Source organism: Streptomyces sp. NPDC059649 (assembly GCF_042734445.1).
GTDB lineage: Bacteria > Actinomycetota > Actinomycetes > Streptomycetales > Streptomycetaceae > Streptomyces.
This window is the reverse complement of sequence record NZ_JBHWDV010000057.1, coordinates 16,771-37,663: the sequence shown is the minus strand read 5'-3', so window position 1 is coordinate 37,663 and position 20,893 is coordinate 16,771. Positions and strand designations below refer to the sequence as shown.

The following is a 20,893-nucleotide window of genomic DNA, read 5'->3' as shown; positions in this document are numbered from 1 at the left end:
GCGGGCCCTCAGCGGCCCTCGCGCCAGTGGTTGGTGATCGGCAGCCGGCGGTCCTTGCCGAAGCCCTTGGCGGAGATCTTGGGGCCCGGCGGGTACTGCCGGCGCTTGTACTCGGCGTGGTCCACCATCCGCAGCACCCGGGTGACCAGCGCGGCGTCATAGCCCTGGGCGACGATGTCGGCGTGGCCGCGGTCCCGGTCGACGTAGAGCTCCAGGATCCCGTCCAGGACGTCGTAGTCGGGCAGTGAGTCGGTGTCGACCTGGCCGGGGCGGAGCTCCGCGCTCGGCGGCTTGGTGAGGGTGTGTTCCGGGATCGGCGGGGTCCGGCCGCGGTCCGCGGCGGCCTGGTTGCGCCAGCGGGCCAGCTCGTAGACCACGGACTTGTAGACGTCCTTGATGGGGCCGTAGCCGCCCACCGAGTCCCCGTAGAGCGTCGAATAGCCGCAGGCCAGCTCGGACTTGTTGCCGGGGGCGAGGACCAGGTGGCCCTCCTGGTTGGAGATCGCCATCAGGGTCGTACCGCGCAGCCGGGACTGGAGGTTCTCCTCCGCGAGACCGGAGAGACCGAGCGAGTCCATGTAGGCGTCGAACATCGGCCCGATCGGGACGGTACGGAACGCCAGCCCGGTCCGGCGGGCGAGCTCGGCCGCGTCGGTGAGCGAGTGCTCGGAGGAGTAGCGCGACGGCATCGCCACCGCGTGGACGTGCGCGGCACCCAGCGCGTCACAGGCGAGGGTGGCGACCAGCGCCGAGTCGATGCCCCCGGAGAGGCCGACCACGACGCTCGAGAAGCCGTTCTTGGCGACGTACGCGCGCAGGCCGACGACCAGCGCGGTGTAGATCTCCTCCAGGTCGACGAGGCGCTCGGCCTCCCCGCCGGGGCTCTCGGGCGGGTACGCCGGCAGCGGGTCGGCGGAGAGCACGAGGTGGTCCACGCGCAGCCCGTCGTCCAGGACGCCGGCCGGCGGCTCCGGCGCCGCCGCGGGCAGGTCCAGGTCGACCAGCACACAGCCCTCCGCGAACTGCGGCGCCCGCGCGATCACCCCGCCGTCCTTGTCCACCACGATCGAGTCGCCGTCGAAGACCAGCTCGTCCTGGGCGCCGATCATGGCGAGGTAGGCCGTGGTGCAGCCGGCCTCCTGCGCCCGCTTGCGCACCAGCTCCAGCCGGGTGTCGTCCTTGTCCCGCTCGTACGGGGAGGCGTTGACGGACAGCAGCAGCCCGGCCCCCGCACTGCGGGTCGCCGGCACCCGGCCGCCGTCCTGCCACAGGTCCTCGCAGATGGCCAGCGCGATGTCGATGCCGTGCAGCCGGACGACGGGCAGCGTGTCGCCGGGCACGAAGTAGCGGAACTCGTCGAAGACGCCGTAGTTGGGCAGGTGGTGCTTGGCGAAGGAGAGCGCGACCGCGCCGCGGTGCAGCACCGCGGCGGCGTTCTGCGGGGCGCCGGCCGGGCGTCCGTAGCGCGGCCGGTCCTGCTCGCAGCGGTCGAGATAGCCGACGACGACGGGGAGTTCGCCCAGCCCCTCGTCGGCCAGCCGGCCGGCCAGCGCCCGCAGCGCGGCCCGGCTCGCCTCGACGAACGACGGGCGCAGCGCCAGGTCCTCGACGGGGTAGCCGGTGAGCGCCATCTCGGGGAACGCGACGAGGTGGGCGCCCTGGTCGGCGGCGTGCCGGGTCCAGCGCACGATCGTCTCGGCGTTCTGCGCGAGGTCGCCGACGCAGGAATCGATCTGATTGAGGGCGAGGCGGAGTTGAGGCACCCCGCCAGTGTAATCGTCTTTCTGACGCAATGTGGGGGAGAGGGGCGGAAGAGGCGGGTGGAGGGAGCCGGGCCGGCGTCCGGGGGTCGGGCACCGGCCGCCCGTCCGTGCCCTACGAGCGGTAGCCCAGGATCGTCATCATCCCCGACTCCGAGTGGTAGATGTTGTGGCAGTGGACCATCCACAGCCCCGGGTTGTCGGCGTCGAAATCGACCGCGAGCCGCCGCCCCGGCAGCATGATCGTGGTGTCCTTCCGGGGCCCGCCGTGCGGCAGCGCGAAGTGGTGCCCGTGCAGATGCATCGGATGCCACATCCGGGTGTGGTTGCGGAAGACGATCCGCACCCGCTCACCTTCCCGCACCGGATAGCGCTGGTACGGGGTGTACGGCCGGCCGTTGATCGCCCAGTTGTAGCGGGCCATGTTGCCGGTGAGGGTCATGTCGATGACGCGGTCGGGGCGGCGCGAGGTGAGCCGTGCGGAGGGGGCCGCCTTCAGGCGGTCCGCGGTCATCAGCCTGCCGCGCAGTTCCTCGGGCCGGTCGGACGGGCCGGGCGCGGCGCCGCTCCCGGTCCGCAGCACCGCCAGCGCGGAACGGTTCCGCTTGCCCTCGGCGAGCGCGGTCAGCGGGAACGCGCCGTCCTTGGCGGTGACCAGGACGTCATAGCGCTCGCCCACGCCGAGCAGCAGCGCGTCCGTCTTGGCGTGCCGTACGGGGAAGCCGTCGGTGTGGGTCACGGTCATCCGGTGGCCGCCCAGCGCGACCCGGTACGACGTGTCCCCGCCCGCGTTGATGATCCGGATCCGGATCCGGTCGCCGGGCCGGGCACGGAAGGTGTGTGGATGCCGGGCGGTACGGCCGTTGATGAGGTGCAGCGGGTGGTCCACCGAGCCCGGGTCGCCCCAGAGCCGCCGCCGCCCGCCGAACGGCCGCCGCGACGATCCGTGGTGGTGGCCGTGGTGGCGCTCGTGGTCTCCCTTGTGGCGCCCGTGCCGGCGGTCGTGCCGGTCGTCGTGCTCATCGTGCTCGTCGTGCTCGTCGTGTCCGTGGTCGTCGTGGCCGCCGCGGGTGTCGGTCCCGCCGCCGCCCTTCCCGTCGTCCCCCATGCCCATGCCCATGGCGCCCATGTGGCCCATACCGCCGCCGTGCCGGCCCGCGCGCTTGAGGAAGCCGGCCAGGACCGCGTCCGGGGTGTGGCCGTCGATCCCGTCGATCCAGTCGTCGATCAGGACGACCCACTCCCGGTCGTACGAGAGCGGTTCCCGGGGGTCCTCGACGATCAGCGGCGCGTACAGCCCGCGGTCCAGCTGCACGCCGACGTGCGGATGCAGCCAGTGCGTACCGGGCTGGGTGACCATCAGGCGGTAGTCGTAGGAGCCGCCGGGCCGGCAGGCCCGCTGGGTGAGGTCCGGGACGCCGTCCATGTCGTTGCGCACGTGCAGCCCGTGCCAGTGGAGGGTGGTGGACTGCGGCAGGTGGTTGTGGAGGGTCAGCGCGATCCGCTCGCCCGCGGTGACCCGGATCTCCTTGCCCGGCAGCTCATCGCCGTACGCCCAGGTCCTGACGGTCCGGCCGCCGCCGAGCTCCAGCCGGGTCGGCGCGGCGGTCAGGGTGAAGTGCCGGGTGGGTCCCGAGCCGCGCCTGCGTTCGCAGTCGGCCACCTCGCGGCCGCCCGGGACCACATAGCCCCGCGGGGGCTTCCCGCTGGAGCCACCGCCGCCGTGGGAGCCGTGGGTGCCATGGGCGTCATGCGTGCCATGGGAATCGTGGGAGCCGTGCCCGTCATGGTCCTTGTGGGTGCCATGAGGTCGCGGGCTGCCGGGGGAGCCGTGGTAGCCGTGCGAGCCGGGGGACTCGGGGGGCCGGCGGGAGGGGTGGGGGCCGTACGGACGGGCCTTGACGTCCGGGCCGGAAGCGGTGTCCGACGCACCGCAGGCGGCCAGCAGCCCGCTGCCGGCGACCGCGGCCCCCGCACCGAGCAGGGCGCGCCGCGAGGGCGTGCGCGAAGCGGCGGGCCGGGCATCACCCGGCGCTTCGGACCGGCCTTCGGACCGGCCTTCCGACGGGCCTTCTGACCGGTCTTCCGGCCGTACGCCCGAGGGGCCTTCCGACGGGCCTTCCGACGGGCCGTCCGAGGGGCCGTCGGACAGGTCACCGGTCGGGTCATCGTGCAGGGCAGGGCGCTGCGATTCGTGCATGGAAGAGAGCACCTCGAAACGGTGTGGGTGGGAGCAAGGTCGGCTGCGGGTCGGCTGGCGGGGTTCCGCCGCGAACTCCGGGGACGTCGGTGGCGGGGCGCGCTACCGGGCGCGCGGCACCGACGAGGGGGTGAGGAGTATGTGACGCGGCGGCGCAGATATCGGCCACCGGACGGACAGCAGACCCGCGCGTACCGGCCCCGTGCACCGCGGCAGCGGGCCGCACCAAGCGGCGGCGGCCGTGCCCTGTGCACGCATTGCGGACCTCCCGACGAGGGTGGCGGACACCGGAGGGCGCCGCCGGTTCGCACCCTACCCCCGAGGGGTATGACCCTCCACCGCAGCGCCGCCGAACGGGGCGTCGCCCGCCTATCCTTGGCCTTCCCGCCCCACCGGCGGGCCCCGGGGCACCTCCGGCGCGGCCGGGGACCCCCGTATGGCCGGCCGGTTCCGCCCGAGCACCTGGATGTCCGTGACCGGTACCCGTCCTCCCGCCGCCGCTACCGCGCGCCGCCGCCGGATGGCCGCCGTCCTGCTGTTGCTCGGCGCCGCCGCCTGCACCGCCCGGGTCCTGGAACCGGTGCTCACCACCGGCCCCGATCCGGTACGCGCCCACGTCAGCGAACTCGCCGCCGCCGACCGGCCGCTCCTGCTGATCGCGCTCTCCCCGGTGCTGCTCGCACTCCGCGTGGCCCGGCACGACCGGGCGGTCCGCACCGAACCCGTCACCGAGGTGAAGGAGATCCCCCACCGATGAGCAGCCACCGCCTCCCCACCCCCGGCCGGTTCGTGCGCGTCGACGGGGTGCCGCTGCACGTCGTGACGGAGGGCACCGGCCCGCTGTGCGTACTCAGCGGCGGCCTCGGCATGGCGTGGTTCGACTGGGACGCGGTCGCCGCACTGCTCGCCCCGTACCGCACCGTCGTCCGCTTCGACCGCCCCGGCCTCGGGCTCAGTGCCCCGGCCCCCGCGCCGCCCGCCCTGGCCGCCGAGGCGGACCGGATCGCCCGGCTCCTCGACGGGCTCGGCCACGACGGACCGGCCACCGTCGTCGGCCACTCCCTCGCCGGGTTCCACGCCGAGGCGTTCGCCCGGCTGCACCCGGACCGCTGCGACGGAGTCGTCCTCGTCGACGGCAGCATCGAGGAGGACCCACGGCCCCGGCTGCCGCGTGCGGTGCGGACGGCCTGGGCGGGCGGCGTGGCCGGGGCGCTGTCGGCGGCCGGTCTGCCGCGCGCCCTGGGCCCGGTCGCCCGCCGCCTGGTGGGCCGTGCCTCCACGGTCGGCAGCCATCCGCCGCACCCCTGGGAGCGGGCCGGCTACCGCACCAGCCGGGTCGCCCGGGCCTGCGTCCTGGAGAACGCCACCTACCCCTACCAGGCCGCCGACCTCGTCGCCCTGCGCCGGGACCGCCCGATGCCGTCCGTCCCGGTGACCGTCCTCGCGGCCTACGACGGCAGCGAGACCGCCGGACGGCTGCGCTGGCTGGAGCGGCAGCGGGCGCTCGCCGCCGAACTCGGCGGACGGTTCGCGGTCGCCGCGCCCGCGGGTCACCTGGTGATGGCCGACGTCCCGGAATCCGTGGCCCGCGCGGTCCTGGACCTCACCGACACCGGCCGGGACGTCACCCGGCTCCCGTAGATCCCCCGCGGCCCTCCCCGCGCGATCACCCCTCGCGCACCACCCGGAACCGTCGGCGACCGGTGCGGAACGGCCCCCTCAACGGCTGGTCAACGGCCCTTCAGGGCGGCTTCAAGAGTGGACCAAGCGGCCCGATTGCCGCCGCCGGCCGCGCTGAGCTTGCTCGCCGCGGGAAAGGATGCGGGAAGGGAGCGGAACGGGGGTTACGGGTCGGCGGTTCTGGTTCAGGCCAAGGGTGCGTAATGTGACGGTAACCCCCTCACGTGATACTGGTTGCCACGCACGTCGTTCGACGTACGTGGACAGGCCGATTGACCTGCAAGGATTGGTGACCCATGGACAAGCAGCAGGAGTTTGTGCTCCGGACGCTGGAAGAGCGCGACATCCGCTTCGTCCGGCTGTGGTTCACCGATGTGCTCGGGTTCCTCAAGTCGGTGGCGGTGGCGCCCGCCGAGCTGGAGCAGGCCTTCGACGAGGGCATCGGTTTCGACGGGTCGGCCATCGAAGGGTTCGCCCGGGTGTACGAATCCGACATGATCGCCAAGCCGGACCCCGGCACCTTCCAGATCCTGCCCTGGCGCGCCGAGGCCCCCGGCACCGCCCGGATGTTCTGCGACATCCTGATGCCCGACGGCTCGCCCTCGTACGCCGACCCCCGGTACGTCCTCAAGCGGATCCTGGCGAAGACCTCCGACCTCGGCTTCACCTTCTACACCCACCCCGAGATCGAGTTCTTCCTGCTCAAGGACAAGCCCGTGGACGGCTCCCGGCCGATCCCCGGCGACTCCTCCGGCTACTTCGACCACACCCCGCAGAACGTCGGCATGGACTTCCGCCGCCAGGCGATCACCATGCTGGAGTCGATGGGCATCTCGGTGGAGTTCAGCCACCACGAGGGCGCCCCCGGCCAGCAGGAGATCGACCTGCGCTACGCCGACGCGCTCTCCACCGCCGACAACATCATGACCTTCCGGCTGGTCATGAAGCAGGTCGCGCTGGAGCAGGGCGTCCAGGCGACCTTCATGCCCAAGCCGTTCTCGGAGTACCCCGGCTCCGGCATGCACACCCACCTCTCCCTCTTCGAGGGCGACCGCAACGCCTTCCACGAGTCCGGCGCGGAGTACCAACTCTCCAAGGTGGGCCGGTCGTTCATCGCCGGACTGCTCAAGCACGCCGGCGAGATCTCCGCCGTCACCAACCAGTGGGTGAACTCCTACAAGCGCATCTGGGGCGGCACCAACCGCACCGCCGGCGCCGGCGGCGAGGCCCCGTCGTACATCTGCTGGGGCCACAACAACCGCTCCGCGCTGATCCGCGTCCCGATGTACAAGCCCGGCAAGATGGGCTCGACCCGGGTCGAGGTCCGCTCCATCGACTCCGGCGCCAACCCCTACCTCACCTACGCCGTCCTGCTCGCCGCCGGCCTCAAGGGCATCGAGGAGGGCTACGAGCTGCCGGCCGGCGCCGACGACGACGTCTGGGCGCTGACCGACTCCGAGCGCCGGGCGATGGGCATCGAGCCGCTGCCGCAGAACCTCGGCGAGGCCATCGAGCTCATGGAGCGCAGCGAACTCGTCGCCGAAACCCTCGGCGAGCACGTCTTCGACTTCTTCCTCCGCAACAAGAAGCAGGAGTGGGAGGAGTACCGCTCCGAGGTCACCGCCTTCGAACTGCGCAAGATGCTGCCCGTGCTCTGAGCCACCGCGCCACCGAGAGGCTGGACCATGGCACTACCCGCTCCGCAGGGACGGCGGAGCAGCACCTTCTCCCGGCTGCTGAAACACGGGTTCACCGACCCCTCGGCGGCCGGGGAACTGCTGGACGCTCCCGAACTCGCCGCCGTCCGCGACGACTCGGTCCTCCTGGAGGCGTTCGGTGCCACCGCCGACCCGGACCTGGCCCTGCGCGGTCTGGTCCGGCTGGCGGAGGCGCTGCCGGAGGACGAGCGCCAGGCGCTGCTGAGCACCCTCGTCGCCGCGAAACCGCTGCGTGACCGGCTGCTGGGCGTGCTGGGCGCCTCCGAGGCGCTCGCCGACCACCTCGCCCGCCACCCCGGCGACTGGCGGTCGCTGGTCACCTACGAGTCGGTCGATCTGCACCCGACCACCCCCGAGTTCGAGCAGGCCCTCGCCGAGGGCATCTGGGGCGAGCAGGGCACCGGCCGGTCCCGCGCCGACGCGCTGCGCGCCGCCTACCGCCGGGCCCTGCTCGGCATCGCCGCCCGCGACGTGTGCGGCACGACCGACGTCGCCGAGGCCGCCGCGGAACTCGCCGACCTGGCCACCGCCACCGTCCGCGCCGCCCTGCAGATCTCCTACGAAGAGGCGCCCGGCGACGCCGCGGTGTGCCGGCTGGCCGTCATCGGCATGGGCAAATGCGGCGGCCGGGAGCTGAACTACGTCTCCGACGTCGACGTCATCTTCGTCGCCGAGGCCAAGGACGGCGTCGACGAGGCCAAGGCACTGCAGGCCGCGACCCGGCTCGCCGCCCGGATGATGCGGCTGTGTTCGGACAACACCGTCGAGGGCACCATCTGGCCGGTCGACGCCAACCTGCGCCCCGAGGGCCGCAACGGCCCACTGGTGCGCACCCTCAGCAGCCACCTCGCCTACTACCAGCGCTGGGCCAAGACCTGGGAGTTCCAGGCGCTGCTCAAGGCCCGCCCGATGGCCGGCGACCTCGGCCTCGGCCAGGAGTACGTCGACGCGCTCGCCCCGATGGTGTGGGAGGTGGCCGAACGCGACAACTTCGTCTCCGACGTCCGCCAGATGCGCCGCCGGGTCGTCGAGAACATCCCCGTCGCGCAGGTCGAACGTGAACTCAAGCTCGGCCCCGGCGGTCTGCGCGACGTCGAATTCGCCGTCCAGCTCCTGCAGTTGGTGCACGGCCGCAGCGACGCCACCCTGCGCAGCTCCACCACCCTGGACGCGCTGGCCGCCCTCGCGGCCGGCGGGTACGTAGGACGTCAGGACGCCGCCGCCCTGGACGCCGCCTACCGCTTCCTGCGCACCCTCGAACACCGCATCCAGCTCTTCCGCCTCCGCCGCACCCACCTGATGCCCGAGGACGAGGGCGAACTGCGCCGCCTGGCACGGTCGTTGGGGCTGCGCACCGAGCCGGTCGACACCCTCCGCAGGGAGTGGAAGTGGCACGCCAGGGAAGTGCGCCGACTGCACGAGAAGCTCTTCTACCGCCCCCTGCTCGATGCCGTCGCCCATCTGGAGCCCGGCGAGGCCCGGCTGTCGGCCAAGGCCGCCGGCCACCGCCTCGAGGCACTCGGCTACGCCGACCCGGTGGCCGCGCTGCGCCACCTGGAGGCCCTGGCCTCCGGCGTGACCCGTAAGGCCGCCATCCAACGGACCCTGCTCCCGGTGCTGCTCGCCTGGTTCGCGGACTCCGCCGACCCGGACGCCGGACTGCTCAACTTCCGCAAGGTCTCCGACGCCCTCGGCAAGACCCCCTGGTACCTCCGGCTGCTGCGCGACGAGGGCGCGGCCGCCGAGAACCTCGCCCGGGTCCTGTCGGCCGGCCGCCTCGCTCCCGACCTGCTCCTGCGCGCCCCCGAGGCGGTCGCCCTGCTCGGCGCCACGGACGGCCTCCAGCCGCGCACCCGCGCCGCCCTGGAACAGGAGGTGCTGGCCGCGGTCGGCCGCGCGGACGGTGCGGAGGCGGCGGTCGCGGCGGCCCGCGGGGTGCGCCGCCGGGAGATGTTCCGCACCGCCGCGGCCGACGTGATCGGCGCCTACGGCACGGAGTTCAGCCCCGCCGACACCGACCACGGCCACTCCGTCGACGCGGTCGGCTCCGCGCTCTCCGACCTCAACGCCGCCACCCTCGCCGGTGCGCTGCGCGCCGCGGTCCGCGCACAGTGGGGCGAGACCCTGCCCACCCGCTTCACGGTGATCGGCATGGGCCGCTTCGGCGGCCACGAGCTGAGCTACGGCTCGGACGCCGACGTCCTCTTCGTCCACGAACCCCGCGAGGGCGCCGACGAACAGGAAGCCGCCAAGGCCGCCCACGCGGTCGCCAACGAGATGCGCCGGCTGCTCCAACTCCCCTCCTCCGACCCGCCGTTGCTCATCGACGCGGATCTCCGCCCGGAGGGCCGCACCGGCCCGCTCGTACGCACCCTCGCCTCCTACGCGGCCTACTACCGCCGCTGGTCCCTGGTCTGGGAGTCCCAGGCCCTCCTCCGCGCCGAGCCCGTGGCCGGCGACACCGACCTCGGCCGGCGCTTCATCGAACTGATCGACCCGCTGCGCTATCCGGCCGAGGGCCTGGGCGACGAGGCGGTGCGCGAGATCCGCAAGCTCAAGGCCCGGATGGAGTCCGAACGACTGCCCCGCGGCGCGGACCCCACCACTCACGCCAAACTGGGCCGCGGCGGCCTGAGCGACGTCGAGTGGACGGTCCAGCTGCTCCAGATGCAACACGGCTGGGAGGTCCCCGGCCTGCGCACCACCCGCACCCGCGAGGCGCTGGCCGCCGCCCACGCGGCCGGCCTGATCGCCACGGAGGACGCCCAGATACTGGACGAGGCATGGGTCCTGGCGGCCCGGGTCCGCAACGCGGTGATGCTCGTACGGGGCCGCCCCGGCGACACGTTCCCGGTCGACGGCCGCGAACTCGCCGCGGTCGGCCGCTACCTCGGCTACGAGGACGGCCTCAGCCGCCGCCCCTCCGAAAACTCCCGCCCCGGCGAGGCGAGCGGCCGCAGCGGCGAAATGATCGACGACTACCGCCGCATCACCCGCCGCGCAAGAAGCGTCGTCGAACGACTCTTCTATGGAGCCCCCACGTAGTCACCGTTCCGCTGCGCTTTGCGGCGCCGCGTACGTACTTGGCCGTCCCGCCGCGGGGCTCGCTCGCCGTTGCGCGCTTTGCGGCGCCGCGTACGTTGTCGGCTGTCCCGCCGCGGGTCATCTCGCCGTTGCGCCTGGCGGCGGGCGTGGTGTTTTTGGGTGCGGTGACAGCCCTACGGACTTCGTCCTCCGGTCTGTCCCCTCCCGTTGGTGGGTGGAAAGGGGTGAGTGGGGGTGGGCGTTGTTGTTCGGCGGTGGGGCGGTGTCTCGTGTTGTGCGCGTTGTGCGGTGTCGGGAATATCGCCCCGGCTCGTCGAGTTGTGGCCCGCAAGGGGCGCTCGTATCCCTTACGGGATCTGTTCGGTCCCGCCCTTAAGGGAACCCCCCACGCCCGCCCCCACCGTCCTTAACTTCCCCCCAACGGGAGGGGACGGGCCGGAGGGGCCGGTTGTGTGGACGTAAAGCGAAGCAGTCCACACAACCGGCCCCGGAGGACCGTCACCGCACCCAACAGAACCCAGCCCGCCGCAGGCGCAACGGCGAGAAACAACCGCGGCGCCGCAGACAGGTACGTGGGAGGCGCCGCAAAGCGCAACGGCGAGAAACCACCGCGGCGCCGCAGACCCGTACGTACGAGGCGCCGCAAAGCGCAACGGCGAGCAACAACCACGGCGGGACGGACAGGTACGTGGGAGGCGCCGCCAAGCGCAGCGGAACGTCAGACGGCAACGTGGGGAGCAAGCCGATGCGGCAACGTGCCGAACCAGAGGCCCGCGAGGCTGAAGCCGAAGCCCAGGCAGAGGACGCCGCCCAGTGCGTCCAGCCAGAAGTGGTTGGCGGTCGAGACGATGACCAGCAGTGTCATGCTGGGGTAGAGAAGACCCAGCGCCTTGGCCCATACCGGCTTCGCGAGCATCGCGATCGTGATGCCGCACCACAGCGACCAGCCGATGTGCATCGACGGCATCGCCGCGTACTGGTTGGACATCGAGGCGAGGTTGCCGGACGCCATCGAGCCCCAGGTGCCGTGGTCGATGAGGGTGTCGATGAAGTCGCCGCCCGGCATCAGCCGGGGCGGCGCCAGCGGATAGAAGTAGTAGCCGATCAGCGCGACGCCGGTGGTGGCGAACAGGGCCAGCCGGGCCGCGGCGTAGCGGCCCGGGTGCCAGCGGTAGAGCCAGACCAGCACCCCGATCGTGACGATGAAGTGCAGCGTCGCGTAGTAGTAGTTCATCGTCACGATCAGCCAGGTCACCGAGTTCACCGCATGATTGACGGTGTGCTCGACGGCGATGCCGAGGGAGTGCTCGGCCTGCCAGATCCAGTCCGCGTTCCGCAGTGCCTTCGCCTTCTGCTCCGGTACCGCGTTGCGGATCATCGAGTAGATCCAGTAGCTGACCGCGATCAGCAGGATCTCGAACCAGAGCCGGGGTGCGCGAGGAGTGCGCAGGCGGGCCAGTCGGCCCTCTTCCACCGGCGGGTCCGCTCGGTCCCCCTTGGGTGGCGGGGTGGTCGGCAGGCCGTCCAGAGTCCTCGTCAGCGCATCACCCATAGGCAGACAGTCTGCCAGAAAGGGGCGTGTCGCCGATCATCCTTCGGTCGGGTATTCGACCCGCCGTATCGCACTTGAGACGGACGCGCGGCCCCCGCCGTTCTCAGGGGCGGACCCTGGGACGTCCCTCAGAAGGCCGCTCCGGCGGGCCATGAGACGGTCCCTCAGGAAGACCCCGAGAGGGTCCGTCCGGCGGGCCACGAGACGGTCCGTCAGGTGGCGCGCAGTGGCTTGGGGATGCGGGCCGTCTTCGGGACGGATGCGGTCGAGCCGCGGACCACCAGCTCGGGGTGGAAGACGAACTCGCTGTGCGGCGCCGGGGTGCCGCCGACCTCCTCCAGCAGGGCCCGTACGGCCGCCTGCCCCATCGCCGTGACCGGCTGCCGGATGGTGGTCAGCGGCGGGTCGGTGAAGGCGATCAGCGGGGAGTCGTCGAAGCCGACGACGGAGATGTCGCGCGGGACGTCCAGCCCGCGTTGCCGGGCCGCCCGGATCGCGCCGAGCGCCATCATGTCGCTGGCGCAGACGATCGCGGTCGCGCCCCGCTCGATCAGCGCGCTCGCCGCGGCCTGCCCGCCCTCCAGGGTGTAGAGGGAGTGCTGGATGTACGGCTCCGCCTCGGCCGGGCCGATCTGCAGTCGCTCCTGCATGGCGCGGACGAAGCCCTCGATCTTGCGCTGGACGGGTACGAAGCGCTTGGGGCCGAGTGCCAGCCCGATCCGCCGGTGGCCCAGCGCGGCGAGGTGGGTGACGGCCAGGTCCACCGCGGCCCGGTCGTCGGGGGAGACGAACGGTGCCTGGACCTTGTCGGAGAAGCCGTTGATCAGGACGAACGGCACGCCCTGGCCGCGCAGCTGCTCGTAGCGCTGCATGTCGGCGGAGGTGTCGGCGTGCAGCCCGGAGACGAAGATGATGCCGGCCACCCCGCGGTCGACCAGCATCTCGGTCAGCTCGTCCTCCGTCGAGCCGCCCGGGGTCTGCGTCGCGAGCACCGGGGTGTAGCCCTGGCGGGTCAGTGCCTGCCCGATGACCTGGGCGAACGCCGGGAAGATCGGGTTCTCCAGCTCGGGTGTGATCAGCCCGACCAGGCCCGCGCTGCGCTGCCGCAGCCGTACCGGGCGTTCGTAGCCCAGCACGTCGAGGGCGGCCAGCACGGACTGGCGGGTGGTGGCGGAGACACCGGGCTTCCCGTTGAGAACCCGGCTGACGGTGGCCTCGCTGACACCCGCCTGCGCTGCGATGTCTGCCAGCCGGGCGGTCATGGATGGGACCTTACCGTCCGGCTGTCGGATTGCCCACCAGGTGTAGCGGTCACCGGGTTGCCCACCAGGTGCAGCTGTCCCCGGGCAGTGCGGCCGTCGTGCCGTTGACGGCCACCGGGGCGCTGGACAGCAGAGGAGAGCCGGGGAGCGGGATCCCGATCTCGTGACCGAGGGTGTTCACGGTGCACAGCATGCCGGGGCGGGCGATGGCGAGCACCCCGTCGGGGGCGTCCTGCCAGCGCATCTCCCCGTCGCCCAGTCCCGGCAGCTCGCGCCGCAGGGAGAGCGCGGTGCGGTAGAGCTCCAGGGTGGACGACGGGTCGCCGGTCTGGGCGGCGACGGTCAGGGCGCGCCAGTCGGCGGGCTGCGGCAGCCAGCTGCCGCCCGGCCCGAAGCCGTACGGCGGGGCCTCGCCGGACCAGGGGAGCGGGACCCGGCAGCCGTCCCGGAAGCCGTCCTGGCCGCTCGTCCCGAAGGCGTGGCCGCGGAAGAACGCCGGGTCCTGGCGTGCCTCGTCGGGCAGGTCGGTGACCTCGGGCAGGCCCAGTTCCTCGCCCTGGTAGAGGTACGCGGAGCCGGGCAGGGCCAGCATCAGCAGGGTGGCGGCGCGGGCCCGGGCGAGGCCGCCGCCGAGGCGGGTGGTGTGCCGGACCACGTCGTGGTTGGAGAGCACCCAGGTCGTGGGGGCGCCGACCGACGTGGTGGCGGCGAGCGAGGCGTCGATGACCCGGCGCAGCGCGTCGGCCCGCCAAGGGGTGTTCAGGAACTGGAAGTTGAAGGCCTGGTGGAGTTCGTCGGGGCGGACGTAGAGCGCCAGCCGTTCGGGGGTGGGGGCCCAGGCCTCGGCGACGCCGATCACCTGCTTGCCGTGGTCCGCGCCGTATCCGTCCAGCAGCCGGCGCCAGGCGCGGTGGATGGTGTGCACGCCGTCCTGGTCGAAGAAGGGCAGGACCTGGTTGCCGATCAGCTTGGCCTGCTGGCCGTGTCCGATGTCGGGCAGGCCGGGCGCCTTGACCATGCCGTGTGCGACGTCGACCCGGAAGCCGTCCACGCCGAGGTCGAGCCAGAAGCGCAGGATTGCCTCGAATTCGGCGTGTACTTCCGGGTTGTCCCAGTCCAGATCGGGCTGTTCCGGGGCGAAGAGGTGCAGATACCAGTCACCGCGGTCGGTACGGGTCCAGGCCGGGCCGCCGAAGACCGACTCCCAGTCGTTGGGCGGGAGTTCGCCGTGCTCGCCGCGGCCGGGGCGGAAGACGTACCGCTGCCGGGCGAGCTCGGGGTCGCGGAACCACGGGTGCCGGTCCGAGGTGTGGTTGGGGACGACGTCGACGATCACCCGCAGGCCCAGGTCGTGGGCGGCGCGGATCAGGTCGTCGGCGTCCTGGAGGGTGCCGAAGAGCGGGTCGACGGCGCGGTAGTCGGCGACGTCGTAGCCCCCGTCGGCCTGCGGTGAGGCGTAGAACGGCGTGAGCCAGACGGCGTCCACGCCGAGGTCCTTGAGGTGCGGCAGCCGTTCGCGGGCCCCGCGCAGATCGCCGATGCCGTCGCCGTCGCTGTCGGCGAAGGAGCGCACATAGATCTGGTAGATGACGGCGTCGCGCCACCACCCCGTTCCTCGGCCCGGTCCGGGCATCTGGGGGGCGGGGCTGGGGGAAGTGAGCTCCTGGGTCATCTGCCGTCCCTGTCGAGGTCAAGAGTCATGAGAGGCGGGGCCGCGAGGCAGGGGTCCTGCCTTCACGGGGTCAACGCTCGGGCGGTCGCCGGGTGACGGTGCCGCAGGCCTCTCCAGGGTCTCTTTCCGGACATCCCGTTGCAATCCCTTCCAGTGGTCTTGCAGCAATTTGCCGCAAGGTCTTTCGGTTTGTTTGCAGCGCTGTTACGTTCCTGACCGCCATCTGAGGCATTTCCCCTAAGGAGTTCACATGCGGCGTGGCATACGGGGCGCGGTCGCCACCGCGCTGGTAGCGGGCCTGGCACTGGCAGCGACGGCCTGCGGCGGGGGTGACGGCGGAGGAAACACGGACAGCGGAGGCGAACTGTCGGGAACCGTGACCTTCTGGGACACCTCCAACGACGCCGAGAAGGCGACCTACCGCAAGCTTGCCGAAGGTTTCCAGAAGGAACACCCCAAGGTCCACGTCACCTATGTGAACGTCCCCTTCGGCGACGCCAACGCCAAGTTCAAGAACGCGGCCGGCGGCAACTCCGGTGCCCCCGACGTGATGCGCACCGAGGTCGCCTGGACCGCCGACTTCGCCAACCTCGGCTACCTCGCCCCCCTCGACGGCACCCCCGCCCTCGACAAGACCGACGACTACCTCCCGCAGGCCGTCGGCTCCACCAAGTTCAAGGGCAAGACCTACGCCGCACCCCAGGTCATCGACACCCTGGGCCTCTTCTACAACAAGAAGCTCCTCAAGGACGCCGGCGTCGAGGTCCCCAAGTCCTTCGCCGAACTGACCACCGCCGCCAAGAAGATCAAGGCCAAGACCGGCGCCACCGCCCTCTACCTCCGCGGTGACGACCCCTACTGGTTCCTGCCCTACCTCTACGGCGAGGGCGGCAACATGGTCGACGCCCGCGACAAGATCGTCCAGATCGACGACGGCGCCGGCGTCAAGGCCTTCAAGACCATCAAGAGCCTGGTCGACTCCAAGGCCGCCATCACCGACGCCACCGACGGCCAGGAGAACCAGCTCAAGGCCCTCAAGGACGGCACCGTCGCGATGGCGATCGACGGCCCCTGGGACATCGAGGGCGCCCGCGCCGGCAAGGCCTTCAAGGACAAGAAGAACCTCGGCGTCGCCCCCGTCCCGGCCGGCAGCGCCGCCCAGGGCTCCCCGCAGGGCGGCTGGAACCTCTCCGTATACGCCGGCAGCAAGAACCTCCGCGCCGCCTACGCCTTCGTCAAGTACATGAGCTCCGCCAAGGTCCAGCAGCAGACCACCGAGCAGCTCAGCCTGCTGCCCACCCGCAAGTCCGTCTACGACGTCCCGGCCGTCAAGAAGAACGAGATGGTCACGTTCTTCAAGCCCGCCGTCGACGGTGCCGTCCAGCGCCCCTGGATCGCCGAGGGCAACTCCCTCTTCGAGCCGATCAAGGTCCAGATGAACAAGGTGCTCACCGGCGCGGCCTCGCCCGAGCAGGCCGCCAAGGCGACCGGCGACGCCTACCGGAAGCTGCTCAAGGACTACAAGTGACCGTTGCTGTACGGGTGCGCCGGGCCTTCGGCACCCACTGGTACGCATGGACGATGGTCGCCCCGGTGGTACTCGTCATCGGGGTGATCATCGGCTATCCGCTGGTCCGCGGCGTCTTCCTCTCGCTCACCGACGCCAACGAGGCCAACGTCGAGCGCAACATCGGCGTCAACCACATCCCCGCCACCTACAAGTTCACCGGCCTGGACAACTACAAGGCGGTGCTCTCCGACGGCGTCTTCTGGGACCGCCTCGGCTGGACCGTCGTATGGACCGTCGCCTGCGTCGGCCTCACCTTCCTGCTCGGCCTGACGCTGGCCACCATGCTCAACCGGAAGCTGCGGGGCCGCACCTTCTACCGCCTCGCGCTGATCCTGCCCTGGGCCATCCCCGCGTTCATCTCCGTCTTCACCTGGCGGATGCTCTACAACGAGAAGAGCGGCATCCTCAACAAGCTGCTGGCCGGCGGCGGTATCGACGCCGTGCCCTGGCTCAACGACCCCACCTGGGCCAAGCTCTCGGTCGTCGCCGTCAACGTCTGGCTCGGCGTGCCCTTCATGCTCGTCGCGCTGCTCGGCGGCCTGACCTCCATCCCCGCCGAGCTGTACGAGGCCGCGGAGATGGACGGCGCGAGCGCCTGGCAGCGGTTCCGGAACATCACCGTGCCCGGACTGCGCGCCGTCAGCAGCACCGTGATCCTGCTCTCCACCATCTGGACCTTCAACATGTTCCCGGTGATCTTCCTGCTGACCCGGGGCGGCCCCGGCGACGCCACCGAGATCCTGGTGACCTACGCCTACCGGCTCTCCTTCGTCGACAGCCCGCGCAACTTCTCCGAGTCCGCGGCCTGGGGCGTCCTGATCCTGCTCCTGCTCTCCGCCGTCGCGGTCGTCTACCGCCGGGCGCTGCGCAAGCAGGGAGAGGTGTGGTGACCACCATGACCCGCAAACGAGGCGAACGTTCCCGCCTGGCGTCCGCCGGCCTGCACACCGGCCTGGCCCTCGCCGCCGTGATCGCCGTCTTCCCGCCCCTCTGGCTGCTGGTGACGTCCTTCAAACCGAAGAACGACGCCTTCTCCACCAGCCTCGTCAGCCACTTCACCTTCGCCAACTACACCCACGTACTGGCCGACACGGAGTTCCTCACCTGGTTCAAGAACTCCGTGGTGATCGTCGGGCTGACCACTGTCATCGGCGTCTTCGTCGCCGCCACCACCGGCTACGCCGTCAGCCGCTTCCGCTTCCCCGGCATGCGCCCGCTGATGTGGCTGCTGCTGATCACCCAGATGTTCCCGGTCGCGGTGCTCATCGTGCCGCTCTACAACCTCATGGCGACGCTGGGCCTGCTGAACCAGCCCGCGGGCCTGGTCATCACCTACCTGACCATCGCCGTCCCGTTCTGCGCCTGGATGATGAAGGGCTACTTCGACACCATCCCGGTGGAGATCGACGAATCCGGCCGGGTCGACGGCCTCAACCCGTTCGGCACCTTCTGGCGGCTCGTCCTGCCGCTGGCCCGCCCCGGCCTCGCCGTCACCGGCTTCTACACCTTCGTCACCGCCTGGGCCGAGGTCGCCTACGCCTCCGCCTTCATGACCGGCGAGGAGAACCTCACCCTCGCCGGCGGGCTACAGACCTTCGTCAACCAGTACACCAACGACTGGGGTTCGATGACCGCCGCCGCCGTGATCATCGCCGTTCCGGCCGCGCTCGTCTTCGCCTTCGCCCAGCGCCACCTCGTCGCCGGCCTCACCGCCGGCACCACCAAGGGATGAGATGACCCTCCAGCACAACGCCACCCCTGAGCAGGCCACCCGTGCCACCGACTGGTGGCGGGACGCGGTGATCTACCAGGTTTACCCGCGCAGTTTCGCCGACGGCAACGGTGACGGTATGGGCGACCTGGCGGGTATCCGCGGGCGTCTGCCGTATCTGCGGGACCTGGGCGTGGACGCCGTCTGGCTCAGCCCGTTCTACGCCTCACCGCAGGCCGACGCCGGGTACGACGTCGCCGACTACCGCGCCATCGACCCGATGTTCGGCACCCTGGCCGATGCCGAGGCGGTCATCCGCGACGCCCATGACCTGGGCCTGCGCATCATCGTCGACATCGTCCCCAACCACTGTTCCGACCAGCACGTGTGGTTCCGCCGCGCACTGGCCGAGGGGCCCGGCTCCACGGCCCGGGACCGCTTCCACTTCCGCAAGGGCCGCGGCGAGAACGGCGAACTCCCGCCCAACGACTGGGAGTCGCTCTTCGGTGGCCCGGCCTGGACCCGGGTTCCGGTGGGCCCCTCCTCGCCGAAGGCGGGCGAGGAGGGAGAGTGGTACCTCCACCTCTTCGCCCCCGAACAGCCCGACTTCAACTGGGACCACCCCGCCGTCCAGGACGAGTTCCGCTCCATCCTGCGCTTCTGGCTGGACCTCGGCGTGGACGGCTTCCGGGTCGACGTCGCGCACGGACTGGTGAAGGCACCCGGCCTGCCCGACATGGGCCACGCCGAGCAGCTCACCCTCCTCGGCAACCAGGCCCTGCCCTTCTTCGACCAGGACGGCGTGCACGCCGTCTACCGCTCCTGGCGCACCGTCCTCGACGAGTACCCGGGCGAGCGGATCGCGGTCGCCGAGGCATGGACCCCCACCGCCGAACGCACCGCGCTCTATCTCCGCCCCGACGAGCTCCACCAGGCGTTCAACTTCCACTACCTGAACACCGGTTGGGACGCGGAGGCGCTGCGCGAGGCGATCGACTCCTCGCTCGACGCGATGCGCCCGGTCGGCGCCCCGACGACCTGGGTGCTGTCCAACCACGACGTGGTGCGCCACCGCACCCGTCTCGGCGGCGGCCCGGCCCGGGCCCGTGCCGCCAGCCTGCTGATGCTGGCGCTGCCCGGCTCCGCGTACGTCTACCAGGGCGAGGAACTGGGCCTGCCCGAGGTCACCGACCTGCCCGACGAGGTCCGCCAGGACCCGTCCTTCTTCCGCAACAGCGGCCAGGACGGGTTGCGCGACGGCTGCCGGGTACCGCTGCCGTGGAGCGGCGACGCACCCCCGTACGGCTTCGGGACCGGCGGCAGCTGGCTGCCGCAGCCCGCCGACTGGGCCCCGCTCACCGTCGAGGCGCAGACCGGTGACCCGTCCTCCACCCTGGAGCTCTACCGCACCGCGCTCTCCCTGCGGCGCAGCCACCCCGGCCTCGGCGCCGGTGACGCCGTCGAGTGGCTCGACGCCCCCGCCGGCGTGCTGGCCTTCCGTCGCCCCGGCGGCCTGGTCTGCACGGCCAACACCACGGAGGAACCGGTCCGCATCTCCGTTCCCGGCCGTGTCCTGCTCGCCTCAGGCCCGCTCGCCGTCACCGCACCGGACGACGTCGAACTGCCCGCCGACACCACCGTCTGGTGGACGGAGTGACCCTGTCCGGTCCACCGCACCACCCGCCCCGGCTCTCCGACGTCGCCGCGCAGGCGCAGGTCAGCGAGGCGACCGTGAGCCGGGTCCTGAACGGCCGGGCGGGCGTGGCGGCGGGCACCCGGCAGCGGGTGCTCGCCGCGCTGGACGTCCTCGGCCACGAGCGGCCGGTCCGCTTACGGCGCCGCAGCGCGGGCCTGGTCGGGCTGGTCATCCCCGAGCTGACCAACCCGATCTTCCCGGCCTTCGCGCAGATCATCGAGCAGGCGCTGGCCGGCCACGGCTACACCCCGGTCCTGTGCACCCAGATGCCGGGCGGCGCCACCGAGGACGAACTCGTCGAGCAACTGGAGGAACGCGGCGTCACCGGCATCGTCTTCCTCTCCGGCCTGCACGCCGACACCCGCGCGGATCCGTCCCGCTACGCCCGCCTGACCGCCCGCGGCGTCCCGTACGTCCTGATCAACGGCTACCACCCGGCGATCGACGCGCCGTTCGTCTCACCCGACGACGGCGCGGCGGCCCGGATGGCGGTGCGCCACCTGGCCGAGCTGGGGCACGAACGGATCGGCCTCGCCGTCGGTCCGGTCCGCTACGTCCCCTCCCGCCGCAAGGCCGAGGGCTTCGTGGCGGCGCTGGAGGAGTCGTTCGGCCTGTCGAGGGGGCAGGCCGAACGGCGCGTCCAGCACACACTGTTCAGCGTCGAGGGCGGCGACGCGGCCGCCGCCGCCCTGCTCGACCAGGGCTGCACCGGCCTTGTCTGCGGCAGCGACCTGATGGCCCTGGGGGCCGTCCGCGCGGCCCGCCGCCGCGGCCTGGACGTGCCCGGCGACCTCTCCGTCGTCGGCTTCGACGACTCCCAATTGATCGCCTTCACCGACCCGCCCCTGACCACCGTCCGCCAGCCGGTGCACGCCATGGCGACCGCGGCCGTCGGCGCCCTGATCGAGGAGATCCACGACCGCAACCGCGGCGAACGCGACGCCGTCCGCCACACCGAGTTCGTCTTCCAGCCGGAACTGGTCGTACGGGGGTCAACGGGGCCGGCGCCGGGGTGACCTTCGGCGGC

14 protein-coding genes are annotated in these 20,893 nt (G+C 71.8%); 9 read left to right on the top strand and 5 right to left on the bottom strand.

Features of this window, described 5'->3' with window-relative positions; translation table 11 throughout:
- Positions 1-8: 8 nt before the first annotated feature.
- Positions 9-1,763: an NAD+ synthase gene (locus ACFV1J_RS34885; RefSeq protein ID WP_385865040.1), complete on the bottom strand. Its 1,755-nt coding sequence runs from the start codon at positions 1,761-1,763 to the stop codon at positions 9-11.
- A 112-nt stretch (positions 1,764-1,875) separates the two neighbouring features.
- Positions 1,876-3,960, bottom strand: coding sequence for a multicopper oxidase domain-containing protein (locus tag ACFV1J_RS34880; RefSeq protein WP_385865038.1), 2,085 nt, complete (start codon positions 3,958-3,960; stop codon positions 1,876-1,878).
- A gap of 436 nt (positions 3,961-4,396) precedes the next feature.
- On the opposite strand from ACFV1J_RS34880, the gene ACFV1J_RS34875 reads away from it, so the two are divergent.
- The 4 genes from ACFV1J_RS34875 to ACFV1J_RS34860 all read left to right on the top strand — a co-directional run bounded on the left by ACFV1J_RS34875 (position 4,397) and on the right by ACFV1J_RS34860 (position 10,403).
- Positions 4,397-4,717, top strand: coding sequence for a hypothetical protein (locus ACFV1J_RS34875; protein WP_385865036.1), 321 nt, complete (start codon positions 4,397-4,399; stop codon positions 4,715-4,717).
- Entirely contained in the window at positions 4,714-5,601 is an 888-nt protein-coding gene (locus ACFV1J_RS34870; RefSeq protein WP_385865033.1) for an alpha/beta fold hydrolase, read from the top strand. The genes ACFV1J_RS34875 and ACFV1J_RS34870 overlap by 4 nt, the downstream gene beginning before the upstream one ends.
- Before the next feature lie 335 nt (positions 5,602-5,936).
- Complete coding sequence (glnA, locus tag ACFV1J_RS34865; RefSeq protein WP_360951714.1) at positions 5,937-7,298, top strand: type I glutamate--ammonia ligase; 1,362 nt, start codon at positions 5,937-5,939, stop codon at positions 7,296-7,298.
- Positions 7,299-7,325: 27 nt separating this feature from the next.
- Positions 7,326-10,403: a bifunctional [glutamine synthetase] adenylyltransferase/[glutamine synthetase]-adenylyl-L-tyrosine phosphorylase gene (locus ACFV1J_RS34860; RefSeq protein ID WP_385865029.1), complete on the top strand. Its 3,078-nt coding sequence runs from the start codon at positions 7,326-7,328 to the stop codon at positions 10,401-10,403.
- A 718-nt stretch (positions 10,404-11,121) separates the two neighbouring features.
- Here ACFV1J_RS34860 and ACFV1J_RS34855 read toward each other — a convergent pair.
- The 3 genes from ACFV1J_RS34855 to ACFV1J_RS34845 all read right to left on the bottom strand — a co-directional run bounded on the left by ACFV1J_RS34855 (position 11,122) and on the right by ACFV1J_RS34845 (position 14,889).
- Entirely contained in the window at positions 11,122-11,955 is an 834-nt protein-coding gene (locus ACFV1J_RS34855) for a phosphatase PAP2 family protein (RefSeq protein WP_385865027.1), read from the bottom strand.
- A gap of 212 nt (positions 11,956-12,167) precedes the next feature.
- The gene (locus tag ACFV1J_RS34850; RefSeq protein WP_310728892.1) at positions 12,168-13,217 is read right to left on the bottom strand and encodes a LacI family DNA-binding transcriptional regulator; all 1,050 of its coding nucleotides are present in this window, start codon (positions 13,215-13,217) and stop codon (positions 12,168-12,170) included.
- A gap of 49 nt (positions 13,218-13,266) precedes the next feature.
- Positions 13,267-14,889, bottom strand: a complete 1,623-nt coding sequence (locus ACFV1J_RS34845; protein ID WP_385865024.1) for an alpha-amylase family glycosyl hydrolase — start codon at positions 14,887-14,889, stop codon at positions 13,267-13,269.
- Between the two features lie 250 nt (positions 14,890-15,139).
- Between ACFV1J_RS34845 and ACFV1J_RS34840 the strand changes: the two genes are divergently transcribed.
- Genes ACFV1J_RS34840 through ACFV1J_RS34820 form a run of 5 tightly spaced genes read left to right on the top strand, consistent with a single transcriptional unit; the run spans position 15,140 to position 20,882 of the window.
- Positions 15,140-16,417: an extracellular solute-binding protein gene (locus tag ACFV1J_RS34840; RefSeq protein WP_385865021.1), complete on the top strand. Its 1,278-nt coding sequence runs from the start codon at positions 15,140-15,142 to the stop codon at positions 16,415-16,417.
- Positions 16,418-16,470: 53 nt separating this feature from the next.
- Positions 16,471-17,349 carry a carbohydrate ABC transporter permease gene (locus ACFV1J_RS34835; protein WP_385865054.1) on the top strand — a complete coding sequence of 293 codons (879 nt, stop codon included), beginning with the start codon at positions 16,471-16,473 and terminating at the stop codon, positions 17,347-17,349.
- A 5-nt stretch (positions 17,350-17,354) separates the two neighbouring features.
- Entirely contained in the window at positions 17,355-18,191 is an 837-nt protein-coding gene (locus ACFV1J_RS34830) for a sugar ABC transporter permease (RefSeq protein ID WP_385865052.1), read from the top strand.
- Between the two features lies 1 nt (position 18,192).
- Positions 18,193-19,827 (top strand): glycoside hydrolase family 13 protein, encoded by a 1,635-nt coding sequence (locus ACFV1J_RS34825; protein WP_385865019.1) that lies wholly within the window; start codon positions 18,193-18,195, stop codon positions 19,825-19,827.
- Complete coding sequence (locus tag ACFV1J_RS34820; protein WP_385865050.1) at positions 19,812-20,882, top strand: LacI family DNA-binding transcriptional regulator; 1,071 nt, start codon at positions 19,812-19,814, stop codon at positions 20,880-20,882. Before ACFV1J_RS34825 ends, ACFV1J_RS34820 begins: the two co-directional genes overlap by 16 nt.
- Positions 20,883-20,893: the final 11 nt, after the last annotated feature.